This is a genomic window from Enterococcus sp. DIV0724b (assembly GCF_050531475.1).
In the GTDB taxonomy this organism is placed as follows: domain Bacteria; phylum Bacillota; class Bacilli; order Lactobacillales; family Enterococcaceae; genus Enterococcus_L; species Enterococcus_L haemoperoxidus.
On record NZ_CP172890.1, the window covers coordinates 498,456 to 521,011 of the forward strand.

Sequence of the window (22,556 nt, forward strand, 5' to 3'; positions counted from 1 at the left end):
AACTTTCTGTCATGACAGATAAGAATATACATAAATTGACTTATTTTGTTATAATAGAAAATAGTGCAAAGAAAAGAATAGATGATTGAAAAAACACTGATTTTTTGTTAGTGTTAGTAAGACTAAATAATTGAGGGAGTACGCGATGCAACCGATAATTGAATTAAAAAATATCGATTTTAACTATCAACCAGAAGATGCTTCTCCCGCTTTGAAAGATGTATCTTTTTCCATCCAACAAGGTGAGTGGATTGCAATTATTGGACATAATGGGTCAGGGAAATCAACATTGGCAAAAACGATCAATGGATTGTTATTACCTGCTTCCGGCAGCATTTCAGTTGGCGGTAAAGAACTGAATGAAACGAACGTTTGGGATATTCGTAAAATGGTGGGGATGGTGTTTCAAAATCCTGATAACCAATTTGTCGGATCTACAGTAGAAGATGATGTTGCATTTGGCTTAGAGAATCAAGGTATTCCTCGAGAGGAAATGCTTGTTCGAGTGAAAGATGCCTTAGAAAAGGTTCGAATGAGTACCTTTGCCACACGTGAACCAGCTCGTTTGTCTGGTGGCCAAAAGCAGCGTGTAGCGATTGCCGGTGTTGTTGCTTTACGTCCAGATATCATCATTTTGGACGAAGCAACAAGCATGCTTGATCCAGAAGGACGGGAAGAAGTTATTTCAACAATCAAAAAAATCAAAGAAGAAAGTAACTTAACGGTTATCTCAATTACTCATGATATTGATGAAGCGGCTAATGCAAATCGGATTTTAGTGATGAAACAAGGTGAGCTAGTTAGTGAAGGCACACCAGAGAAAATTTTCTCAGCTGGAACTGAATTGATTCAAATGGGCTTAGATCTTCCTTTCCCAGAAAAATTGAAAATTGCGTTAAAACAACGTGGTGTCGATGTGCCAGATGAATATTTGACTGAAGAAAGGATGGTGGATTGGTTATGGACATCCGTTTTGAACAAGTAGATTTTACCTACCAACCCCACACACCATTTGAACAACGGGCATTATTCGATTTGAATTTGACGATAGAGAATGGTTCTTATACAGCAATTGTTGGTCATACTGGTAGTGGGAAATCAACCTTGCTGCAGCATTTGAACGCTTTAGTAAAACCAACAAAAGGTACCGTAACAATTGGTGATCGAGTGATTGTTCCAGAAACAAATAATAAAAATTTAAAACCGATTCGTAAAAAAGTCGGTATCGTCTTTCAATTTCCAGAAGCTCAACTATTTGAAGAAACAGTAGCAAAAGACATTGCTTTTGGTCCAAAGAATTTTGGCGTATCAGGAGAAGATGCGGCAAGATTAGCTGCTGAAATGCTTGAGTTAGTTGGGCTAGATGCTAGTTATTTAGAACGCTCTCCGTTTGAATTATCAGGAGGACAAATGCGACGTGTAGCGATTGCTGGTGTTTTGGCGATGGAACCGGAAGTACTAGTCTTAGATGAACCAACAGCAGGACTTGATCCGCAAGGGCGTAAAGAGATGATGGAAATGTTTCAACGTCTGCATGAAGAACGTGGGATGACGATCGTTTTAGTGACTCATTTAATGGATGATGTGGCTAACTATGCAGATCATGTGATCGTATTAGAACAAGGCCAAATCGTTAAAGCAGGTACACCGCAAGAAGTATTTCAGGACATTGACTGGCTGAAAGAAAAACAATTAGGTGTACCAACTGCTGCGACCTTTGCAGAGAAATTACTAGCGAAAGGTTTTTCTTTTGAAGAATTACCGTTGACTGCAGATGCTTTAGCTGACGATTTATTAAAAGGCTTAAAAAAGGCAGGTGAAGGCCTGTGATGAACAAATTGATTTTTGGTCGTTATATCCCAGGCGATTCATTTATTCATAAGATGGATCCAAGAGCCAAGCTGATTGCTAGTTTTTACTTTATTGGGATTATATTTTTAGCGAATAATTGGCAAACGTATAGCGTATTAGCTGTTTTTACATTGTTTGCAATTTTTCTTTCTAAAGTGAATATTCGATTTTTTATACGCGGAATCAAACCATTGATTTGGTTGATTTTATTTACGGTCGCTTTACAGATGCTGTTTACTCAAGGTGGAGAAGTTTACTTTAAATGGGGAATTTTCACGATCACGGAATTTGGGGTGATCAATGGTTTATTTATTTTCTGCCGTTTTGTGTTGATTATCTTTATGTCTACTCTATTAACATTGACAACACCGCCTCTGGATTTATCAGATGCGATCGAGTATTTATTGCGTCCGCTAAAAGTGGTTCGTTTTCCTGTTCATGAAGTCTCGTTGATGTTGTCGATCGCGTTGCGTTTTGTGCCAACATTAATGGATGAAACGGAGAAAATCATGAACGCTCAGCGTGCTCGTGGAGTCGATTTTGGTGAAGGAAATTTGATTCAGAAAATGAAAGCTGTTGTACCGCTACTGATACCGTTGTTTGTCAGCAGTTTTAATCGAGCAGAAGATTTGGCGACTGCAATGGAAGCACGCGGTTATCAAGGTGGAGACGGCCGGACGAAATATCGAATTCTTCATTGGCATTTGACAGATACTGTCGTGATGCTAGCTTTTGGGGTATTAACAGCAGTATTGATATTTATAAGAAGTTAGAAGTAAAGGTGGAAAAGAAATGCCACGCTATAAAGCAATAATTGCGTATGACGGAACGAATTTTAATGGATTTCAGTCTCAACCAAATGGGCGAACCGTTCAAGAAGAGTTTGAAAAAACATTAAGAAAAATGAATAATGGCAAAACGATTACGATTTTTGGCTCGGGTCGGACAGATGCTGGTGTTCATGCTGTAGGACAGGTTATTCACTTTGATTACCCACAGGAGAGAGACTTGGAGAGGATGCGCTATGCATTAGATACCCAAACGCCTGAAGATATCGCTGTAAAACGTGTGGAAATCGTTCCAGATGAGTTTCATGCTCGGTATCATGTCATTGAAAAGACCTATCAATTTCGAGTAGATATCGGTAAACCAAGAAGCCCGTTCAAACGATTCTATGCTAGTTATTTTCCCTATGAAATCGATACGGAAAAAATACAACGAGCATTGACTGATTTAATCGGAACACATGATTTTACTTCATTTTGTGCTTCTGGAACAGAGATAGAAGATAAGGTTCGAACGATTCATGAAGCGAGCCTTGCAGTTAATGAATCAGGGGATGAATTGATTTTTACGTTTCGGGGAGATGGTTTCTTGTATAAGATGATCCGGATTTTAGTCGGAACACTGCTCAAAATGGGGAACGGACGGATGGATGAGACACTAATTCCTGAAATCATTGCAGCAAAAGATCGAAATTTAGCTGGACCAACGGCTCATCCAGAAGGATTGTATCTGGTTGAAGTGAAATATGAATAAATAGAAAAAAATACTAAGATTAGAGGTTGGGACAGGAGTGTTTAACCCTGAGAAATAAGAAGGGGTTACTTCTGCTCCCACCGTTTATTCGTATTTAGGGTGTGAAACAAAAGTACTTTTTACTTTTGTCCCACACCCTTTTTTAGTTAGTTTCTCGTATCACAAGTGTGTTTAGTTAGTCTTGAATAATGTTTTTTTTCTCAAAAAGCTGCTGTAATGTTCGATATAAATCAGCTAGCTCTTCTTCATCATAAGATAAATCCCAAAAATAAAGTGGTAGTTCTGGGTATTTTTTTCTTGGTAATAAAGAAGAACTAATAACCAAATCATATTGCTCATTCAACTCCTCTTGATAAGGAGCAGAATCCACAAAGCCTAAATCATTTAAAAATTGATAAATTCTTCTAACCAAAAGGAAATTATGCTCAAAAGCAACACCAACAATTAAATGCTCAGAATGTTTTGGTTTATCATAAGCAGGGAGTAAAACACTTTTGAAAGCTTTGACCAGCGGTTTTTTGATTGTATAAATAAATTTATATTCTTTTTCTTTTGCTTTCTCATCGAAAAACGCTTGAATACGTGTTTCAAGAAGTTCGTCTGCTTTTTTCTTTTTCCGCGGTAACTCCACTAATTTTTGAAGGTTTGGGAAAGGTTGACGTAAGACAAAAAAAGTAAACATGATATTTAGCAAATTCCCAACAATAATCGGGCTATTCGTAATTTCAGGTTCCTTTTTAAAGATGTTGACTTTAGCATAGACTAAAAATTCCTGAACTAGTTCATACACAGGGTTAGGCCTCGCTGAAAAGTCATGTAATGTCTGAAACAGCGAAGGATCATCATCTAATGTGTAAAAAGGAGCATAATGAGCTAAGAAAAAGATAAAGCTACTTTCTCCCTTACTGTGCTTAGCGGGTAATGCTTGGATTGGACCCAGTTCTTTATTTAGGCGCTCAAAATCATAGTAGGGATTATCCATCATCAAAAAGTCATACCGAGTATCATAACTAACAAAATATTTTTTTCGGGTCCGACAAAGAAAAATTGCTGCAAAATAGGTCAGTTCTTTGGCTCCTAAGTAAGTTCTGGATAAAGGGAAATATTCAGAAAATGACTCAGCAAGTCTTTCAGCGTCTTCAAGTGCAACGCTCTTAAATGGCCAAGCTGTTCCTCTGGTTCCTAACCATAAGGTATCAAAAAGCGCAACTCTGACAGCTCGTTCGTCACCAGACAAGTTTGCTTCAGTATATGTAAATCGTAAATTATATTGTTTTACGTGCTTTTTCAAAGGCAACATCTTTCTAGAAACTGTGGAACGGCTAACGTAATAGCGTTGACAAAAATCATCTATGCTAGGAGAATCATAATTCAAAAAATAAAGAATAAACTGAAACGGAACCGATTTTTTCAAAAGAAAGTAACGGTATTCATCGATTGTTACAAGTAATTTAGTGCTATTGATTTTTCCTGCTTTGTGTAAAATGGATGGATGGGTAGAGATTATTTTCACTAGATCATTATTAATTTCATTTACGATAATAAAGGTTTGCTGATAATTCAAAGAGAGTTCTTCGGATAATTGGGTAATCGAGATATCTGGTTGATTGATTTGTGTGATCCGTTTGAAAAGTTTGAATTTTGTAAGCATTCCCGAATCCATCATCAGTTCCTCATAGAGCATAACTAATCACTTCCTTGCCCCTATTCTACTGTACTTTATAGCCACTTGTCAGCTAAGACGATAATTGAAAAACATTTAGTGACACATCTTTAACAAAAAAGCAAGCTTTCGTCAAAAATGAACAAAAGATAAATCAGAATGAACATTATTTCTCATTTTGAATCCAAAAAAATATCAGTATGATAGATAAAATTTTGGTGAATTAGTCACAAAAAAGAGCCAAGACAAAACGCAACGAGTTCTATCTTGGCTCAGTGATTAATTAAGAACGGATTCCTTTTTTACTTTGATCCAAATCAAGCCAATTATAAAACCAACGATGGATGGAACGACCCAACCCATGCCAATCGTAAATAAAGGCAAGTAATTTTCAGCAGTTTTTAAAATAGTGGTAACTACTGTATTCGACTTGATAAAATCGGGGGCACTATTCAAAGCATCAAGTAACGCTGCAAACAATGTCACATAAGTCGTCATACGATAAACTTCTTTACGGTGATGAAATAAGGGACTGATAATCACTAAAATCATCAAAGTCATTGCTAAAGGATAGAGAAACATCAATACAGGCACTGAAAATTGTATGATATTCGTTAACCCAACATTTGCAAACAAACAAGGTAAAATACTTGCTGCTGCAATGTAAAAGGCATAAGAACCTTTTGGAAACAGCTCACTGAACGTTTCAGAACAAGCTGTAATTAATCCAATAGCTGTTTTCAAACATGCTAGAATAACGATAAAAGCCAATAAAATACTACCTAGATTACCCAAATAATGGTTAGCGATCTGAGCTAAAGCAATCCCACCATTTTCACTAAGAGGGAATTTACCTAAACTCATCGTGCCCATATAGGACAACAATGTATAAATGATTCCCATCAAGACAATACTGATTGCACCAGATTTTATCGTATCTTTCGCAATATCATTTGGTTTTTCTACACCCATGCCTCGAATCGTCGAAACAATAATGATCCCAAACGCTAGAGAAGCTAGTGCGTCTAATGTGTTATAGCCTTCAGTAAAACCTTTGAAAAAAGGATTCGCTACATAAGTCTCAGCAACAGGCGCAGAAGATATAGAGCCAAGCGGTGTAAGGAAAGCAAATAAAATCAAAATCGCTAACAAAAATAGAAATAATGGATTTAAAAATTTTCCTACATAGCCTAATAACTTAGTAGGTTTACGTGAAAAAGCCCAGGCAATCAAGAAGAATAGCGCTGAAAAGATTGCTAAAATCAATTTGTGTTGATCGCTTGGAATAAAAGGCGCTAAACCAATTTCAAACGATGTTGTTGCTAAACGTGGTAATGCAAAAAAAGGTCCGATCGTCAGATATAACAACACAGTAAAAGCAACGGCATAACGCCGATTAATACGAGTTGCTAAATCAAAAACCCCATTACTTTTGGAAATACCGATAGCAATTACACCTAAAAACGGCAAGCCAATCCCTGTAATCAAAAAGCCGAGATTTGCTAAAAAAATACTAGCTCCAGCTTCTTGTCCCATATGAACAGGAAAAATCAGATTCCCCGCTCCAAAAAATAAGCCAAACAGCATGGAACCTACATAGAGGTAATCACGCCATGATAATTTCTTTGTCACACTTCAACACTCCTTATATTTTGTCCTTACTAAAAGTACCAAAATAAGAAGAGCACAGCAAGAAAATTTTCAGAAAAAGCCTGAGGTTTTCTGGAAATATTAAAAATCACTGAGATTAATCAGTAAAATAGGCAAATTGATAATCATCACAAAACGCACCGTTGATAAAAAACTCATCTTTAAATAAGGCTTCTTGGCTAAACCCATTTTTACGATAAAACTGAATTGCCTTAGTATTGGTTCCCATGACCCGTAAAGAAATTTTATGAATTCCTTCATTAGTTGCAGTTTCCTTCAAATAATCCAGTAATTGCCGTCCAACTCCTAAAGACTGACTATCAGGATGGACACCAATCCCAAACATCCATTGTTTTTTATGAGCAAGCAACGGAGTAGGATGATGAACATCCACAAAACCATGAACTCTTTTATCATCTGCAGCAACAAAGATAATACGTCCAGCTATTTTCTCCTTATACTCATCAACTGAGTGATAATAATGAAGGACAGGAGAATTTTCATTTGTCCAAATCGTATTTTCTATTTCAAGTAATGTTGGAAAATCTTTTTCTTCAATTGGTCGAATGATTATTTTATTTTCCATTATGAGCCTTCTTTCTTGTTATAGCAATGGTTCTTGTCATTTCAGAGTTAATTACCTAACTAGTTACATATCTCTGAAATAATAATAGAAACGTTGGTTTATAAAGTAAGTGTATTTATCAGCAAGCTAGCAGTGATAAAATCATCTTCAAGCCAAAAATCTATTGTAACATTCGTATACTCACTTGTAATCTTGTTTATGATCGTCAATCCCTTTCCTCGATGTCCATCTTTAGTTGTGTAATTATCTTCAAACATTTTACTTAAAGAGATGTCTTTGTTCAGGTTAAATGAATTTTTGATCATAATAATTATTTGATTTTCTTCTTGAGTGATTGAAACCTGAATAATATAATTACTATCTTTCTGATGAGCTTCTAGAGCATTATCCAATAAAATAGATAAACAACGTGTTAAATCGATTAAATCCATATCCACTTGATAAATTTTTTGTGGAATATTTACATATAAAGTAATTCCTTTTGAAGAAACTTGTTCAAAAAAAGAAAGTAAAACAGCTTGAATGGGTGGAATAGCTAAATTTAGGAGTTGTGAGTAATATTCAGGAACCAAAATGGAAGATGAGTAGTTGATAATCGATTGTATATAGTTTTGGGCATCAGCTATGTGCCCGTCGCTGAGGTATCCATTGATACTCGTTAGTATATTTTTATAATCATGTCGAAATTCAATGGTTGTTTCGTATCGTTCTTTTACAGAATTCATTGATTTAGATAATGTTAAATAAGCTTGTCGCTGATTATAGGAAGAGGCAATTAAATAAAAGAAAAAGCTAAATAGAAATCCACTGAGGCAGATCAATAGAAAAACAAACGTTAGAGTCTGTACAGAAATCGTATCAACGATTAGTCGATAGATTGAAAACAGAATACCAAAAAAAAGAAAAATGGCCAACGATAAGAGACGATACTTTTTCTGGACGCTTTTAAGGATAAGAAAGAAATCATATTTTTTTATATAGAATCGCATTAATAAACAAACAATTATTAACAACACAGGTTGAGACAATAGTAATAGAAGAGATAAATTCGGTGATGCTGACAAAATTAGATTTGGAAGTGCATAAGAAATTGTCCATACTAATAACAACACAAACGTCATCCACGAAAAAGAGAGCACAGGAACTAGCCAATTTTTATAAATCTTGATCAACGTAATGATTTTTATGACTACATAAAGAATATTCAGAAAAGATAGAACGGTTTGAGAAACAAAAAAATTTGAGAAAAAAATGACAAACAAAATACTTGATAAAAACAGCGTTTGATTTCGTTTGAGTACAAATCTATATTCAATTAGCCACAGAAACAAAAAATTTTTTAAAGTAAATAGAATAGTAAAAGACCACATAATTTATCATCACCTAAACTATTATTTTAATCTTTTGGAAATTTTATCAATAATTTTAGTTCCAACATACAGTTCATTTTGTTGATCAAACAAAATGACACCATCTAATCTAGAGAAGGACTTAACATAAGCAAGATTGATAATATATGATTTTAGTTCGGTAAAAAATTGAGTATGAGAGACCTTCTTTTTGATTTGATAAAGGTGTTCAGTACAGGTAATTTCATTTTTAGTCGTTTTTATAAGAACTTTCCCACGTGCCCCTTTAATGGTTGCAATATAATAGATTTCCTCAGGATATAAAATGATTTGTTTATTTCCAGAACGGAAAGTAAGTAATTTACCATTATTTAACTTAACTAAGAGCTGAGAGCTAATCTGTTGGAGAAATGAAAAAAGCTCTTCTTCAAAAATAAGATTTGGCAGAACATGTTTTACAATATATCCTAGTGGTGAAACTTGGGCATTAATTACTTGTATACCACTATTTTCATCATTTGTAAGAAAAATAATTTGGACTTGTTGATTTAACGCTCGAAGTCTTTTAGCAAGTTCTATTCCAGAAAAGTATGTATTTAGATGAATATCAATAATAAATAAATCATTATCATTGAAGTCGAATTCATTTAAGTTTTCATAAAAATGGATGAATTCAGTAATAATCTTAGGCTGGAAATCAACCATCGTTTTTTTATCTGAAAAAGCGCTGATCTTGTTTGCAATTATTTTCCCATGTTGCAATTCATCTTCTATGATGTAGCTAGTGATTGTGAGTGTCATGATCCTATCCTCTAAAGAAATATTTTAATTAATTATACTAAAAAAAAATGCTTTTATACATCAAAAGCATTTTTTTTGTTTGAAAGGTAAGTCATTCAGCTGAATTTTGAATTAGTATAACGATGTAATAAAAAAGAATTGACTGAAACATCAATTCTTAAAGGCTATATCTGTAAATAGTTATCTTAATTTTCCTACAATTGAGATAAGAAAAAACTTTTCAATAAATGAATCTAACGAGGTAATTCTATCTTTTTTTTCATGAAATGTCAATATCATTTTAAATAATAAATGTTTTTTATTTAGATGATAGACATTTTGGATGGAATGTATTGACCGTTATTAGTTTTTTCGCAAGAAAGCCGTCAAAAAAATTGTCAAAAGAAGGAGGTCATTTTATGACACGCAAAGGAGAGAATATCTACAAGCGAAAAGATGGTCGCTGGGAAGGACGATATATAAAAGGAAGAACACAGAACGGAAAAATCATGTATGGGTCTATTTATGGAAGAACCTATACAAGTGTCAAAGAACAATTGATTCACTTAAAAGCGAAACATCTAGAAACCAACGAACGTTTTGTTCCATATGAAGGAACCGTAAAAGAGTGGCTGGTTTTCTGGTTAACAGTTGATGTGAAGAACAGAGTAAAACCAACGACGTATTCTAATTATGTACGTTTAGCCGAAAAACATATTTTTTCGTCTATAGGACAGAGCCTCCTAACCAAAATTAAGTCGAGTGATCTTCAAAATTTCATCTATGAACTTCAAGAAAAGGGACTTTCCCCTGGATCTATCCGAAATGTGATAACACTTTTAAGAAAAGCTTTTTGTGAAGCACACAAAAAAGGCTACGTAACTGGCGATCTGTATAAGACACTTAATTTACCCAAATTGCAGACAACAGAAATTGCTGTACTGACTATTCCGCAACAACGTAAACTTGAAAAAGCTGCATTACAAGAGGTCGGGTGCTCTCCAATTATTTTATCGCTATATTCTGGAATAAGAATTGGTGAAATCAGCGGATTAAAGTGGACTGACATTGATTTTGAATCTAATGTAATCCATATTAGAAGAACTATTTCAAGAATAACCAATGAAAACTCCATTTATTCCAAAACAAAGTTAGTTGCAGGAACCCCAAAGTCAGCAAGCTCGATTAGGAAAATTCCTTTAGCAAAAAATTTAAAAAGCTATCTACTAAGCAAAAAAGCGAGTAGCACATCTACATACGTTATTGGCACTGGAGAGCTAACAGAGCCACGAGCAATTACGTACAAATTTAAAAAGACGATTAAAACAGCTGGTCTACCTGATTTCAAATTTCACGTACTAAGACATACCTTTGCTACGAGGTGTATCGAAAAAGGAGCAGATATCGCAAGTGTTAGTAAAATACTCGGACATCAGTCTATAAAAATGACACTAGATACTTATACAGGCTCCCTTTTTGAAACAAGAAAAAAAGCTATTTCGACAGTAGATAAACTGCTAGTCAATGAACTGTAAGACGTCAATCAAATGGTCATGCAAGCTCAAAACGCTTATGAACAGTAGAGTAATATTTTATTTATCTCAATTGTAGGAAAATTAAGATAAAAATCAAAGGATATGCTCAGCTAGAAGTTAAGGATGTATTGACATAGAAAATAATAGGAAGAAAGAGATGATACATAGTGCATAAAATCGGTATTGTAACGTTAGAGAAAGAACAAGGTCTAACAATTCATCAATTACTAAATGAAAATAATTATACAGCTGTCGAAGTGGTAGAGAAGACGCAAATAAAAGAGTTAGATGGAATCATTCTTGATGTAGGAAAAGATAACTGTTTTTCGCAAGTCTGCGAATGGCTGATTCATTGTCAAATAGCTCCACAAGTATTTGTATGGATTATTTTACCGACAATTAACGTGCGTGAAATCAATATGTATCTTCATTTAGGGATGAATGGCTGTATCTTAGCAGAAAATGTAGTAGAAGAAATTCCATTAGTAATAAAAAATACATTCAGTCGTATCAGTTCTGAGCAGTATACAGAAGAAAAAAAGAAAAATGAGGCAATCATTCTAAATGATACGAATATGTGTGCGGTGATTGACGGAAGACACGAAATCCCGCTGACACGTTCAGAATATCAGATTCTCCAAATACTCTATAGACAAAAAGGTTCAACAGTAAGCTATCAAACTATTTATGAAACACTTTGGAATAGACCAGCCAATAATGACTTATATCGAGTTGCAAATCTGATTTTCCATCTACGTAAAAAACTAGGAACAAAAGGAGAGCAGTGCATTCAAACGGTCCGAACAAAAGGATATCGATTAGTTGGATAGTTAGAAAAATAGAAATATTCGAAAAGGGGTTGAAAAAAATGAAAAAGTACTTAAAAATTTTGAGCGTTCTATTTCTAGTCTGTTCTATAGTATTCTTTGCTTGGAAACCTAATATTATATCAGCAAATACTAATAGGGAAAATGAAATTCAAAAGGTAACAAATGATAGAGGTTTCACTGATATAAAGAACACCAATTACAACTTAATGGCTAATGAAAAATCCGTTAGCACACCATCTATTCAAACTTATGCTAATACGACTATCAATAGTTTTCCTAACATATCAAATGATTATACTACACCGCTAGATTCAAAATATTCATTTTTTCCTAGAATGAACAATAGCGAAGAAGAGAAAGAAAAGTCAAAATGGTTTATTGAAGACACGCAGGCCCAAATAACTCCCGTAACTGCCAAAACTAAAGGTAAAGAGCTAGGCGATTGTGATGGAAAACAAATTATAAAAATATCTGATGTGAAAATTCCAGGAAAACTGAGAGTAACTAATGTGGGAATGTATAACGGGAAAAAAATTGATTTGTTAGTAGAAGTAACGTATATAAGAAAAGAAGATTATAAACCATTGTTTGGGCAGTCAATTATTGCTCAGTTTGCATTAGGAGCAGCTCCTGACAATTTTTTGGATATTTATATGTCAGGAGATGTTAAGACCGAAATTAACCTTGCTTTAACAACAGTAGAACATGGCACAACGAATGAAATTAAGACCGCAGGCGTAGTAGCCTATAATAATATAACTAAATACAAAAAATTATTGCTCCAGAAAAATCAAATAGAGACAATTTATACACCGAATAGTAAGGAGAATCAGCTTCTTTATGATGGCTCTTCAGGTGATACCATTGATAACCAAAAGGAGGTTTATACATTTCAATCAACCACAACAAAGGATCTAGAATGGAACAGACTGGTTCAAAAATATAAGGATATAGCTAGAAGGACTGTAGGTATATCAATGATTGAACGTAATAGTAGTGTTTATCAAAAGCTAAGTACACCACCGCCATTAATTGTAACGCCTCCTTTACCAACATTGAGTGGAAAAGATACTGTGACTAAACCTGCAGAGAGTAGTTTGTATACACTTTATCAAGTTGTTCCATCTCAACCAAGTAAAGCACTTGAACAGTTTGATTTAGCGGTAGCGTTGCCTGCTGTTTTTAAAGATATCAATCCTGAAGATGTTACTATAAAAGATCAGAATGGTTTAGTTATTGCTAATGATAAGTTTAAAAAAGTAATTGAAACAGATGGAAATGGTGGACAATTGATCAGAATTGATGCTACTGAAGCTTACTTAAATAGTAATCTATCAGATGGATCAGGATTATATAGTAATGTTTTTGAAATTACTATTCCTGTTCAGCTTGATTTTGAAAAGGATTATAGTGCCTTTGTGGAGGATGATCCAGCAGGGGAAAATGAAAAAAGCAAATTGATCAAAGTGAATGGGGCAGCAACTCTTTTCTCGAAAGATTTTGGTGGTTTAATAGGAGAAGTAGTTCAGTCAGAGCTCCCTGTTATATTCACAAATCAATCATCTCTGATTTTAGATTTTAGAGATGAAAATAATGAACAAATTTTTCAAAAGTCAGTATTACAAACTGTAGGAAATCAGTATGATCTTACAGATGCGATGAATGAAGTGGTGGATTGGGGCTTTTCGCTTGTTTCAGTTAGCGATAATGTTAAGGGAATTCAAACCCCAGAAGATATTACAGTAAAAATTGTTCTTAAAGACAAACGCTTTGATGGAAACGTCGATTTTTATAAAGATGGTCAGTTAATAGAGAATAATGTTTTGAAATATGATGATAAAATAACGGTTAGTTTTAATACCATTTACAAGGGGGCTATGGAAGATACTACATTTAAAAATGGGCAGATTATAACTTTTTACCCTAAAAACGTATTTAAAGATAAACCAAGCAATATGAGATTAGAAGACAAAGACGGGCATTCAATAGGAGAGGTTGTTTACGAACAGCCTGGAGATCCAGCAGGTAGGATGGAAGGGAAAATAAATGCAAATGTACCCGTTGGAACAGAGGTCTATTTGAAATATGATGCTACTGTTTCAAGGAATCTGCCAGTTAATTCAGATTATAACTTCTCATTTAGATTATTAACAATGGATAGTGTTTTTGACAATCAATTTCTAAAAGATTTTTCGAAAAACATGACAATAAAAGAGAATATGGCACCACTAATTGTCAACTTTTTAGATGAGGAAGGGCACCCCTTGCATGGTTCTTACACATCAGAAGAGATCATAGGAACGCCAATTGATTTAACTAAAGTACCTAAGATTGCTGATGTCCTAAATAAATTAAAAAATGATAATTATGATTTAGTAAAGAGACCAGATAGTGAAACAATTACTATAGTTGATGGAAAAAATGATTTTACCTACCAATTTAGTGGGACTTTAAAAATCATTTCTGCTCCTCAAACATTAGACTTTGAAACGAAAAAAGCCACTATTAACGCGGTGAAATATACAAATCCTATTATCAGTGAGCCGCTAGTTATATCGGATACCCGAGCAGACAAGATGAAGTGGAGTCTAAAGGCGAGAGTAGATCAGCCACTAACTCATTCGGATGAAGTGCAAGGAGATATAAAAATACCTGATGCAATCAAGTATAAATATCAAGATGATGAATTATCTTTAACAGACGAAGATACAGTTATTTTTAGTCACGAAAACACAGATTCAGGAAGCTACGATGTGACGAAAGAGCGTTGGTCTAAAGGTGACGGCTTTATGTTGGACTTGGCTCCTGGCGCGATTAAAGCTCTCGGAAAATACCAAGCGCAAATAACAATTATTTTAGAAAATGCGAAGTAAGAAGGATGGGAAAAAGAATGAAAAAAAGAAAAAACCTAAAAATCATCATTGCTTCGATCCTTCTTCTGACCTTTTCATTGGTGAACGTGCAGGTTTCATTAGCCCAAGAAGGAGCAGAAGTTAAAACTGAAGGCGATATTACACTTTATGATACTGCTTCAAGCGATAGTGAACAATCAACTACGTCAAGTTCGCTAGATAAGATGATAAAGCCTAAAGGAAAATTTCCTTCAACAGGTGAAGTTGTAAAATATGGGCTGCCGATTATTGGAATAGCGTTTCTCTTTTTATTATTTATCATATATCTAGTAAAAAGACGTTATCAAAACAATGAAAAGGAGCAATAAATATATGAAAAAAATTCCTTTTATTTTGACATTGTTTGTTTTCACTGGGGTGATGAGCTTGATTGCTCAAACGAATGTTTACGCCGAAAACGCTAAAGAAGGCAACATAGGTATTTCCTTTGAAGGATTAGTAGATAGTAATTATGGTGTATTAGATCCTGAAAATCCCACTAAAAAGTTAGAACCAATTGGTGAATATGGGAAGACAACAGGTGCTTTGCGAATTGATTTTGTTCCTAGTATTAAATTCAATAGTAATAAAATTGTAGATAAAGATGTCAATTATTCGGCAGATGCATTGCTATTTAAGGATGTTATTGCACCTAGAGGACAGTTTATTCAAGTATCTGATTACCGAGGAAAACAAACAGGTTGGAGTCTGCAAGTACGCCAAGAGACACAATTTACAAACAAAAATAAAAAAGCGAGTCAACTAGATGGAGCTGTTCTTTCTTTTGACAAATCATGGATCAATACACCAAATGGAACGAATAACGAGCCTTCTGTTTCAAAAGAAGTGATTCGATTAAATAATATAGGCGAAACCTATACCCTTGCAAAAGCAACTATGGGGACTGGTGGAGGGACATGGATTGTCGCTTTTGGCGCATCAAATGACAATTCAGCTGAACAGACATCAACCTTAAACCCTCGCTTAGATGAAAATGGGAAGGCAGTCACAGACTCTTCCCCAAATAAACAAGCTGTATATATGAATGATGCAGTTCGTTTAACGCTTCCTGGTGGAACAAAAAAAGAACCAGGAACATACTCAACGGTGTTAACTTGGATCATTTCCGAGCTACCATAAATTAGAAATAAACAGGAGGAAACAAAAATGAAATTAACACACAAATTATGCGGAGCTGTATTATTAGCAGCTGTAGGAGTAGCAGTAGCAGTTCCAGGAGTTACCAAAGCAGTAGATGCCTCTACTAGAGATGGTGATATGGATATTCAATTTACTCGTAATACTGAGGATGAATCGGATACAACTCATGTAACTATAACAGATTCAGAGGGGAATCTAGATACAGAAATCCAATCTGGTGATATTACTAGAACGGTAGATTCTGCAATTTTTGGTGTCCAAGATGTAACACCACTAAAATTTGGTGAGCATGGTGTTGTAACTGATGGGAATGACCGTGTATTCTGGGCTAAAAACTATACAGAAGACAAAGGGGTTATGGCGAATAACGTTTTAATCAAAGACAACCGTACTGATGTATTAAATCATATGTATACATTGACAGCTGAAATTACAACGGAATTGACAACACAAGTTCCAGACGGTGATAAAACAGTAGAGCGTAAACTTCAAGGAGCAACTTTAGACTACTTAAATATCGGACGTAAAACAAATGTAGATGAAGCGCTTGCGTTACCAGAAGATGCTATTAAGAATAAAAACGTTCAAGTAGTGTTTGGTCAAGCAACTACTATCGTCAATAATGATGGTAAAGTTGGCGAAGATGTAAATCCCGACAGAGGACAAGGACAAACGTATATCCACTTTGGCAAATTAAACGCTGCAGGTACTGCTGCTGCTGATCAATCAGTAAAATTAACTGTTGGTAAAGATCAAACTATTTTTCAAGGCAACTATGCTGGTGTAGTTACCTGGGTAATGACTGCTGCTAAATAAGTGCATAAATCACAGCTAGTTTTAGTTGATATACTAAAATTGAATGAGACACAAGCTATTATCTTCTAAAAAGAATAGCTTGTGGGAACGAAGGTTAAAATTTTGTTTCATTTCTAAAGAAAATCCCTTTGTAACATCAACTATTAGCATTGTAAGCATGCACTAGATTTTTTGGTGCATGCTTACCTAATTTGAAAAAAAGAAAGGAAACAACCATGAAAAAATATTTAAAACAGAGTGTCTTTTTTTTCCTATACATAGGTTTTTTAGTACTACTTATTCCACAAATTACATATGCAGATGATGGAATAGGATATAGCTATAAAATTATTAAACCAAAAAATCAAATAGAAAGCGTGGGCTATTTTGATTTACGAATGACACCAGAGCAGCAGCAAACAGTTGAAATTGAATTGTACAATATAACAGATAAAGAACTTTCAGTTGATTTATCAGTAAATAGTACCAAAACCAATAGTAATGGGGTCATTGAATATGGTCCAACAAAGCTCAAAAACGATCCGTCCTTGAAATATGATTTAAAAGACATCGTTAAAGTCCCAGAAAAAGTAACGTTACAACCTAAAGAAACTAAAAATGTTCCTGTAGAAATTACGATGCCAAAGGAGCAATATGATGGTTATATTGCAGGAGGGATTTATCTCCAAAAGTCAGAGAACAGTGCTGAAAAAAAAGCCGATAAATCTGCTAAAGGTGTTGTAAATAAATATGCATTTGTAGTGGGAATGCTTTTGAGTGAGACGGATACAAAAGTACAGCCAGACTTAAAACTAAATAATATTAGTGCTGGAATGACGAATTATCGTAATGCTTTTTTAGTCAATTTTTCCAACATTGAAGCGACTTATGTTGAAGGAATGACTGTGGAGGCACAAATTTTTAAAAAAGGATCTGACGAAGTTCTATATGATACAAAGAAAGAAAATTATCGGATGGCCCCGAACTCTTCAATTGTTTTTCCAATTAATTTAAATGGTGAGTCATTTGTTCCAGGTGATTATACAGCACACGTACTAGTTACTGCGGGGGATAAAAGCTGGAAATGGGAAGAGGACATCAAAGTTACGAAGGACGATGCAGATAAGTACAACAATGAAGATGTTTCTTTAATTCAAGATAGAGGGATTAACTGGAAGGTGATTCTGATAATCTCTGGTGGAATTCTGCTTGTTTTACTAATGATCTATTTAGTGATCAGAGTGTTGTCCCGTAGAAAAAAAACAAAACAGAAAAACAGAAAAAAAATTAAAACTAAAAAAAGATAATCAAAGGAAGGAAATAGAAGATGACGATTTTGGGTTGGATATTTATTGGTTGTTTTTCGGCGTTCTTCATTACCTTTTTTATAGGAGCCTTTTCCTTCATTATCTTTTTTTTAAGAGTAAAAGACGCGAATAGACTGAAAAAGAGACGTCCAAAAGAAAAACAAAAAAGAAAACGCTGGATGCATGCAAAACGTGTATTAGAGAAAAAGAAAAAAATGCTCTTAAAAAGAGGTATCATACTAATTAGCTTGAGTATTCTCTTTGCTATTAGTGGACTTTATACACGACATTATGAGATGACTAATCTGTCTAACACAGACAGTAGTGTTATTGCGCAAAGCTATTTTATTACAGATGAAGTAAATAAAAATTTGCTAAGTCTTCAAAATGGTAAATCAGGTGAAGATGTAAAAGCAAAATTAATGGAATTGAGTTCACTACTAGCGTCATACGGCAGTACCTTACCATCAAATAATTTAACAACAGAAGGACAACATGCCCTTACGCGCTACTATGTTCAATTACGTGATTATGGCACCAATCTATATTCGTTGTCAATAAAGCAATTAAATGATCCAAAAACAGTTCAATCATATGTTGATGAACTAGCACGGATAAAACAAACACAGAAAAAACTATTTAAACAATTTAGTGTGAATGAAGAAGCTTTAAAACAGAAAAAATGAAACTATCTAATGAGGTGTCGTTATGAGTGCTAAATACCATTCTAATAGATACTCATATTATGAAAAAAAAACATTAGAACAATCTACGCCAAGTAAAAAGAAGAAAACAGCACAAAAACTCCAGAAAAAAAAGCAAATTCAAAAGAAAAAGAGACAAGTTCGTGTGCAGCGAACATTGATTGAATTAGGGTTGAGTTTGTTTTTCTTAGGAGTTTTTTTGTACGGTTTATCTATTTTTACCTTCTCTATTACCAAAGTAGAGGGCTATTCGATGATTCCTACACTGAATAATAGCGAGTGGGTATTCGTTAATAAGCTAGCTAAACCAAGACGCTTTAAATTAGTTTTATATAAAGACTTGAAAAGTAAAGAAACATCCGTTAGAAGAGTTATTGGCTTGCCTGGGGAAACAATTTTTTATAGAAAAGACAAACTTTATGTGAACAACCAAGAAGTTTATGAGCGCTTTATAGAAGAAGAGGTTCAACGTGCAAAAGACAGTAAGAGTAATTTTACCGAAGACTGGAGTACAAAAAAAAGGAGCATTCCTAAAGGAGAGTATCTTGTGCTAGGTGATAATCGCCCTTATGCAGCGGATAGTCGGGACTACGGTTATATCACTGAAAAAGAAATTGTTGGCGTTGTTGAAATGAGAATATTACCTGTTCACCAAATCAAACAGTTCTGAACGTAGTGAATAAAATGAAAGAAGGTCGTTTCCTATAGACATAAAGAAACAAATTAGAAAAAGGCGAATCTCAAAAGAAGGAATGAAGACTATTCTAAAAGAATTCTGTTTTCTACTGGTTCTATTTTTGGGAATATTGTTTCTAATTAAGATAAAAACACATGTGGTTAGTGGTCAATCAATGATGCCAACGCTACAAGATAATGATCGTTTATTTGTCATGAAAAAGGTGGAACCTAAACGTTATTCATTGATCACTTTTAAGCCTGAAGAAAAAGAAAATGAATCGTATATAAAAAGAGTTATTGGGTTGCCAGGAGATCGCATTTGGATGGATCAAAATACAGTCTATTTAAATTCCCAAATGGCCGTACATAATCTAACGCCTCAAAATGAGCAAAAGCTTTCAGGAACAGAACTACCTGATGGGACGTTAAAAGTTCGTGTAAGTTGGAAAGTAGCAGCAAAGTTAGAACGTTTTTCCAAGATTCCTGAAAATAAATTTTTTGTTTTAGGAGACAATAGAAGACATTCTACAGACAGTCGAGAACTAGGTCTAATTGATAAAAATAATATTGAAGGAGTAGTCATGCTTCGATATTATCCACTGAATCGATTGGGCTTGATTGAGTAAAGAAAAGTGGGGATATAGAATGAAACAATTACAGAAAAAAATGCATTTAAAAAAATGGGCTTTAGCCATAGCTTTTAGTTTTTTTATTCCTATTCTGATCATGGCAATGAATTATTATCGATTGGGAATTTATCCGACAAGTGATCGTACAATTTTGGCAAGCGATGCATTTGGTCAATTGGTTAACTTTTATGCAGGCTTTAATAATCTACTTCATAATGAACAATCGTTCTTTTACACTTGGTCAGGATCATTAGGTCTGAACTTTGTGTCATTAATGAGTTATTACGTGAACAGCCTATATAGTTTTTTAGTGATATTTTTTGATAACATACATATGCCGGATGCTATGTATGTTATTTTACTCATGAAAATTGGGTCTATGGGCGTAAGTTTTTGTATTTTTGCCTATCAAACTTTTCGTTTACCTTCGTGGATAAAGGTAGCTATGAGTATTTCGTATGCGTTAATGAGCTTTACAGTAGCATATTCCATTATGATTATGTGGATGGATGCGATGATTTATTTGCCATTAATTTTATTAGGGATTCACCAATTAATGGATAAAAAAAAATTCATACTATTGTTTACTACGTATCTCTTATTATTTGTTACGAACTATTATATGGCGTTTATGGTGGGAATATTTAGTTTTTTATACTTTGTAACACGTTCATGTACTAATTGGAAACAGTATAAATCATCTGTTATACCGTATCTTATTACGTCGTTCTTAGCAGGCGGCGCATCGATGATAATCATTCTACCGTCCATTATTGATTTAAAATCAAATGGAGAAAAGACAGATGTAGTAAAAACGTTTTTAACGAATGATGTAGGGCCTTGGGATTTTGTAGTCAAAAGTATGCCTGGAGTATATGACACTTCGAAGTACGGGAGTGGTCCGTTTATTTATATCGGTTTATTGCCATTACTCTTTGTTATTTTTTATTTTGCTACGAATAAAATTTCATTAAAAAATAAACTGCTATATGGTGGGTTACTCATTGTGTTAATTGCAAGTGTCTATATTCAACCATTGAATTTATTTTGGCAAGGCATGCATTCACCAAATATGTTTTTATTCCGTTATAGTTTTCTCTACTCTACACTAGTTTTGATTTTGGCAGGTTTTGGATTGGAAAAATTTGAGAAAAAAGATTTGAATACCTTGGTGAATAGTACATTTGCTGTTATAGGGATTTTTATCCTAGCTGCAATCGTATCCAATAAAAAAAGATATGGTTATCTTACACAAGAATCATTGATTATTACTAATATTCTACTTGTTCTCTATGTATTTTTGGCTATTCTTAAAACCAAGCACCTGAGATACAACTGGCTAGTTCCTGTTTTGTTCGTCATATGTGTATGCGGAGAACAGTTCTTTAATACACAACAGATTATGGCTGGGATTAATCAAGAGTGGGGTTATACAAGTCGAAAAAAATATACAGAGGCCTATAAACAAATTCATCCATTAGTAAAAGAAGCACAAGCAAAGAATAAGACGTTTCATCGGATAGAAAATTTAGATCCAGTCAGTCGAACAGACAGTTTTAATTATAATTATTCTGGAATTACACTATTTTCTTCCGTTCGTAACCGCCATTCATCAAACTATTTAGATAAACTAGGTTATCGTTCTCCAGCAACCAATCTGACGATTCAATACAAAAATAACACAATCTTAATGGATGATCTATTCGGTGTAAAATACAATCTATCAAAGAAAGATCCGGAAAAATACGGATTCAAAAAAATTGCTTCGAAGGGGGTATATGGACTTTATGAAAATGACGATGCCCTACCTTTAGGAATACAAACAGATCAAGGGATTTATCAGAAAAAAAATAATGACAATCAGACAGCATTACTCAATTATTTATCCGGTCAAAATGATCCATTATTCCAATTTACTGGATTGAAAGAAGTTTCTCGTGAAAATATGTCTATTCGAGAAGAAGGCGATTTTACTTATTTCTCAGAGGAAACGAATAGCAACACAGCTAGAAATATTACGTGGGAAGTAAATGTTCCTGCCAAAAGCCAAGCCTATCTGACTCTTGATTCTAGAGGTTCTAGCGGTCTAGCAGAAGGAAATGTGGAAGTGAGCGTTCCTAACTATAAAACGAGTAGTGAGCTGATCTCAAATGGAATCAACTATAATATTGGTTATTATGAAAAGGCAACAACAGTAAAAGTGAACGTTAAATTTATGAATAGTTCCATTGTACGATTACTACGTCCTTCTGTCCTTATTTTAAAAACTGAGAAGCTGGATCAAGCAATAAAAGCAATCAAGCAAAAAGAAGTGATTTTCGATGTAAAGGGAAATCAAGCAAAGACAACGATAAATACTAAAAAAGAGCAAGTCATTTTCACTACGATTCCTTATGACGTAGGCTGGAATGGGAAAATAGATGGGAAAAAAGTGGAACTTAAAGCAGTGCAAAACGCCCTAATTTCAATTAAAGTTCCTAAAGGAAAACATACCATTCAATTAACCTACTATCCAAAAGGAATAAAACTAGGCAGTCTATTATTTATCAGCTGTATTTTAATATTTGGTCTATACACTTATCATTATCAAAAAAAGAAAGGAATCTAA

20 protein-coding genes are annotated in these 22,556 nt (G+C 34.2%); 15 read left to right on the top strand and 5 right to left on the bottom strand.

Features of this window, described 5'->3' with window-relative positions:
• Positions 1 to 145: 145 nt before the first annotated feature.
• Genes IGJ02_RS02365 through truA form a run of 4 tightly spaced genes read left to right on the top strand, consistent with a single transcriptional unit; the run spans position 146 to position 3,390 of the window.
• The gene (locus IGJ02_RS02365; RefSeq protein ID WP_010761663.1) at positions 146 to 985 is read left to right on the top strand and encodes an energy-coupling factor ABC transporter ATP-binding protein; all 840 of its coding nucleotides are present in this window, start codon (positions 146 to 148) and stop codon (positions 983 to 985) included.
• Positions 961 to 1,830 carry an energy-coupling factor ABC transporter ATP-binding protein gene (locus IGJ02_RS02370; protein WP_430603119.1) on the top strand — a complete coding sequence of 290 codons (870 nt, stop codon included), beginning with the start codon at positions 961 to 963 and terminating at the stop codon, positions 1,828 to 1,830. The genes IGJ02_RS02365 and IGJ02_RS02370 overlap by 25 nt, the downstream gene beginning before the upstream one ends.
• Complete coding sequence (locus IGJ02_RS02375; protein WP_034683540.1) at positions 1,827 to 2,624, top strand: energy-coupling factor transporter transmembrane component T family protein; 798 nt, start codon at positions 1,827 to 1,829, stop codon at positions 2,622 to 2,624. The genes IGJ02_RS02370 and IGJ02_RS02375 overlap by 4 nt, the downstream gene beginning before the upstream one ends.
• A gap of 19 nt (positions 2,625 to 2,643) precedes the next feature.
• The gene (gene truA / locus IGJ02_RS02380; RefSeq protein ID WP_010761660.1) at positions 2,644 to 3,390 is read left to right on the top strand and encodes a tRNA pseudouridine(38-40) synthase TruA; all 747 of its coding nucleotides are present in this window, start codon (positions 2,644 to 2,646) and stop codon (positions 3,388 to 3,390) included.
• Positions 3,391 to 3,565: 175 nt separating this feature from the next.
• Here the strand turns inward: truA and IGJ02_RS02385 are convergent, their stop codons facing one another.
• The 5 genes from IGJ02_RS02385 to IGJ02_RS02405 form a co-directional block, all read right to left on the bottom strand.
• Positions 3,566 to 5,074: a helix-turn-helix domain-containing protein gene (locus IGJ02_RS02385; RefSeq protein WP_010761659.1), complete on the bottom strand. Its 1,509-nt coding sequence runs from the start codon at positions 5,072 to 5,074 to the stop codon at positions 3,566 to 3,568.
• Between the two features lie 258 nt (positions 5,075 to 5,332).
• A complete protein-coding gene (gene brnQ, locus IGJ02_RS02390) occupies positions 5,333 to 6,685 on the bottom strand; it encodes a branched-chain amino acid transport system II carrier protein (RefSeq protein ID WP_430603121.1) in 1,353 nt (450 codons plus the stop codon).
• A gap of 115 nt (positions 6,686 to 6,800) precedes the next feature.
• Complete coding sequence (locus IGJ02_RS02395) at positions 6,801 to 7,289, bottom strand: N-acetyltransferase family protein (protein ID WP_430603122.1); 489 nt, start codon at positions 7,287 to 7,289, stop codon at positions 6,801 to 6,803.
• 98 nt (positions 7,290 to 7,387) lie between these two features.
• Entirely contained in the window at positions 7,388 to 8,401 is a 1,014-nt protein-coding gene (locus IGJ02_RS02400) for a sensor histidine kinase (protein WP_430603123.1), read from the bottom strand.
• Between the two features lie 279 nt (positions 8,402 to 8,680).
• The gene (locus IGJ02_RS02405) at positions 8,681 to 9,439 is read right to left on the bottom strand and encodes a LytR/AlgR family response regulator transcription factor (RefSeq protein ID WP_430603125.1); all 759 of its coding nucleotides are present in this window, start codon (positions 9,437 to 9,439) and stop codon (positions 8,681 to 8,683) included.
• A 398-nt stretch (positions 9,440 to 9,837) separates the two neighbouring features.
• Between IGJ02_RS02405 and IGJ02_RS02410 the strand changes: the two genes are divergently transcribed.
• The 11 genes from IGJ02_RS02410 to IGJ02_RS02460 all read left to right on the top strand — a co-directional run bounded on the left by IGJ02_RS02410 (position 9,838) and on the right by IGJ02_RS02460 (position 22,556).
• The gene (locus IGJ02_RS02410; protein ID WP_430603127.1) at positions 9,838 to 10,953 is read left to right on the top strand and encodes a tyrosine-type recombinase/integrase; all 1,116 of its coding nucleotides are present in this window, start codon (positions 9,838 to 9,840) and stop codon (positions 10,951 to 10,953) included.
• Positions 10,954 to 11,120: 167 nt separating this feature from the next.
• Entirely contained in the window at positions 11,121 to 11,783 is a 663-nt protein-coding gene (locus IGJ02_RS02415; RefSeq protein ID WP_430603129.1) for a helix-turn-helix domain-containing protein, read from the top strand.
• 38 nt (positions 11,784 to 11,821) lie between these two features.
• Positions 11,822 to 14,656, top strand: coding sequence for a hypothetical protein (locus tag IGJ02_RS02420; RefSeq protein ID WP_430603130.1), 2,835 nt, complete (start codon positions 11,822 to 11,824; stop codon positions 14,654 to 14,656).
• Positions 14,657 to 14,673: 17 nt separating this feature from the next.
• Entirely contained in the window at positions 14,674 to 15,003 is a 330-nt protein-coding gene (locus tag IGJ02_RS02425; protein ID WP_430603131.1) for an LPXTG cell wall anchor domain-containing protein, read from the top strand.
• Between the two features lie 4 nt (positions 15,004 to 15,007).
• The gene (locus tag IGJ02_RS02430; protein WP_430603132.1) at positions 15,008 to 15,814 is read left to right on the top strand and encodes a WxL domain-containing protein; all 807 of its coding nucleotides are present in this window, start codon (positions 15,008 to 15,010) and stop codon (positions 15,812 to 15,814) included.
• A 27-nt stretch (positions 15,815 to 15,841) separates the two neighbouring features.
• Positions 15,842 to 16,651: a WxL domain-containing protein gene (locus IGJ02_RS02435; protein ID WP_430603133.1), complete on the top strand. Its 810-nt coding sequence runs from the start codon at positions 15,842 to 15,844 to the stop codon at positions 16,649 to 16,651.
• Between the two features lie 215 nt (positions 16,652 to 16,866).
• Positions 16,867 to 17,937 (top strand): DUF916 and DUF3324 domain-containing protein, encoded by a 1,071-nt coding sequence (locus IGJ02_RS02440; protein WP_430603135.1) that lies wholly within the window; start codon positions 16,867 to 16,869, stop codon positions 17,935 to 17,937.
• A 20-nt stretch (positions 17,938 to 17,957) separates the two neighbouring features.
• The gene (locus IGJ02_RS02445; RefSeq protein ID WP_430603136.1) at positions 17,958 to 18,623 is read left to right on the top strand and encodes a YccF domain-containing protein; all 666 of its coding nucleotides are present in this window, start codon (positions 17,958 to 17,960) and stop codon (positions 18,621 to 18,623) included.
• A 22-nt stretch (positions 18,624 to 18,645) separates the two neighbouring features.
• Positions 18,646 to 19,311, top strand: coding sequence for a signal peptidase I (lepB, locus tag IGJ02_RS02450; RefSeq protein ID WP_430603137.1), 666 nt, complete (start codon positions 18,646 to 18,648; stop codon positions 19,309 to 19,311).
• An 82-nt stretch (positions 19,312 to 19,393) separates the two neighbouring features.
• Positions 19,394 to 19,945, top strand: a complete 552-nt coding sequence (gene lepB / locus IGJ02_RS02455) for a signal peptidase I (protein ID WP_430603138.1) — start codon at positions 19,394 to 19,396, stop codon at positions 19,943 to 19,945.
• A 19-nt stretch (positions 19,946 to 19,964) separates the two neighbouring features.
• Positions 19,965 to 22,556 (top strand): YfhO family protein, encoded by a 2,592-nt coding sequence (locus tag IGJ02_RS02460; RefSeq protein ID WP_430603139.1) that lies wholly within the window; start codon positions 19,965 to 19,967, stop codon positions 22,554 to 22,556.

Coding starts and splice junctions, on each gene's coding strand:
- IGJ02_RS02365 (WP_010761663.1), top strand. CDS start 146: ATGCAACCGATAATTGAATTAAAAAATATCGATTTTAACTATCAACCA.
- IGJ02_RS02370 (WP_430603119.1), top strand. CDS start 961: ATGGACATCCGTTTTGAACAAGTAGATTTTACCTACCAACCCCACACA.
- truA (WP_010761660.1), top strand. CDS start 2,644: ATGCCACGCTATAAAGCAATAATTGCGTATGACGGAACGAATTTTAAT.
- IGJ02_RS02385 (WP_010761659.1), bottom strand. CDS start 5,074: ATGCTCTATGAGGAACTGATGATGGATTCGGGAATGCTTACAAAATTC.
- IGJ02_RS02395 (WP_430603122.1), bottom strand. CDS start 7,289: ATGGAAAATAAAATAATCATTCGACCAATTGAAGAAAAAGATTTTCCA.
- IGJ02_RS02405 (WP_430603125.1), bottom strand. CDS start 9,439: ATGACACTCACAATCACTAGCTACATCATAGAAGATGAATTGCAACAT.
- IGJ02_RS02410 (WP_430603127.1), top strand. CDS start 9,838: ATGACACGCAAAGGAGAGAATATCTACAAGCGAAAAGATGGTCGCTGG.
- IGJ02_RS02420 (WP_430603130.1), top strand. CDS start 11,822: ATGAAAAAGTACTTAAAAATTTTGAGCGTTCTATTTCTAGTCTGTTCT.
- IGJ02_RS02425 (WP_430603131.1), top strand. CDS start 14,674: ATGAAAAAAAGAAAAAACCTAAAAATCATCATTGCTTCGATCCTTCTT.
- IGJ02_RS02430 (WP_430603132.1), top strand. CDS start 15,008: ATGAAAAAAATTCCTTTTATTTTGACATTGTTTGTTTTCACTGGGGTG.
- IGJ02_RS02435 (WP_430603133.1), top strand. CDS start 15,842: ATGAAATTAACACACAAATTATGCGGAGCTGTATTATTAGCAGCTGTA.
- IGJ02_RS02440 (WP_430603135.1), top strand. CDS start 16,867: ATGAAAAAATATTTAAAACAGAGTGTCTTTTTTTTCCTATACATAGGT.
- IGJ02_RS02445 (WP_430603136.1), top strand. CDS start 17,958: ATGACGATTTTGGGTTGGATATTTATTGGTTGTTTTTCGGCGTTCTTC.
- lepB (WP_430603137.1), top strand. CDS start 18,646: ATGAGTGCTAAATACCATTCTAATAGATACTCATATTATGAAAAAAAA.
- lepB (WP_430603138.1), top strand. CDS start 19,394: ATGAAGACTATTCTAAAAGAATTCTGTTTTCTACTGGTTCTATTTTTG.
- IGJ02_RS02460 (WP_430603139.1), top strand. CDS start 19,965: ATGAAACAATTACAGAAAAAAATGCATTTAAAAAAATGGGCTTTAGCC.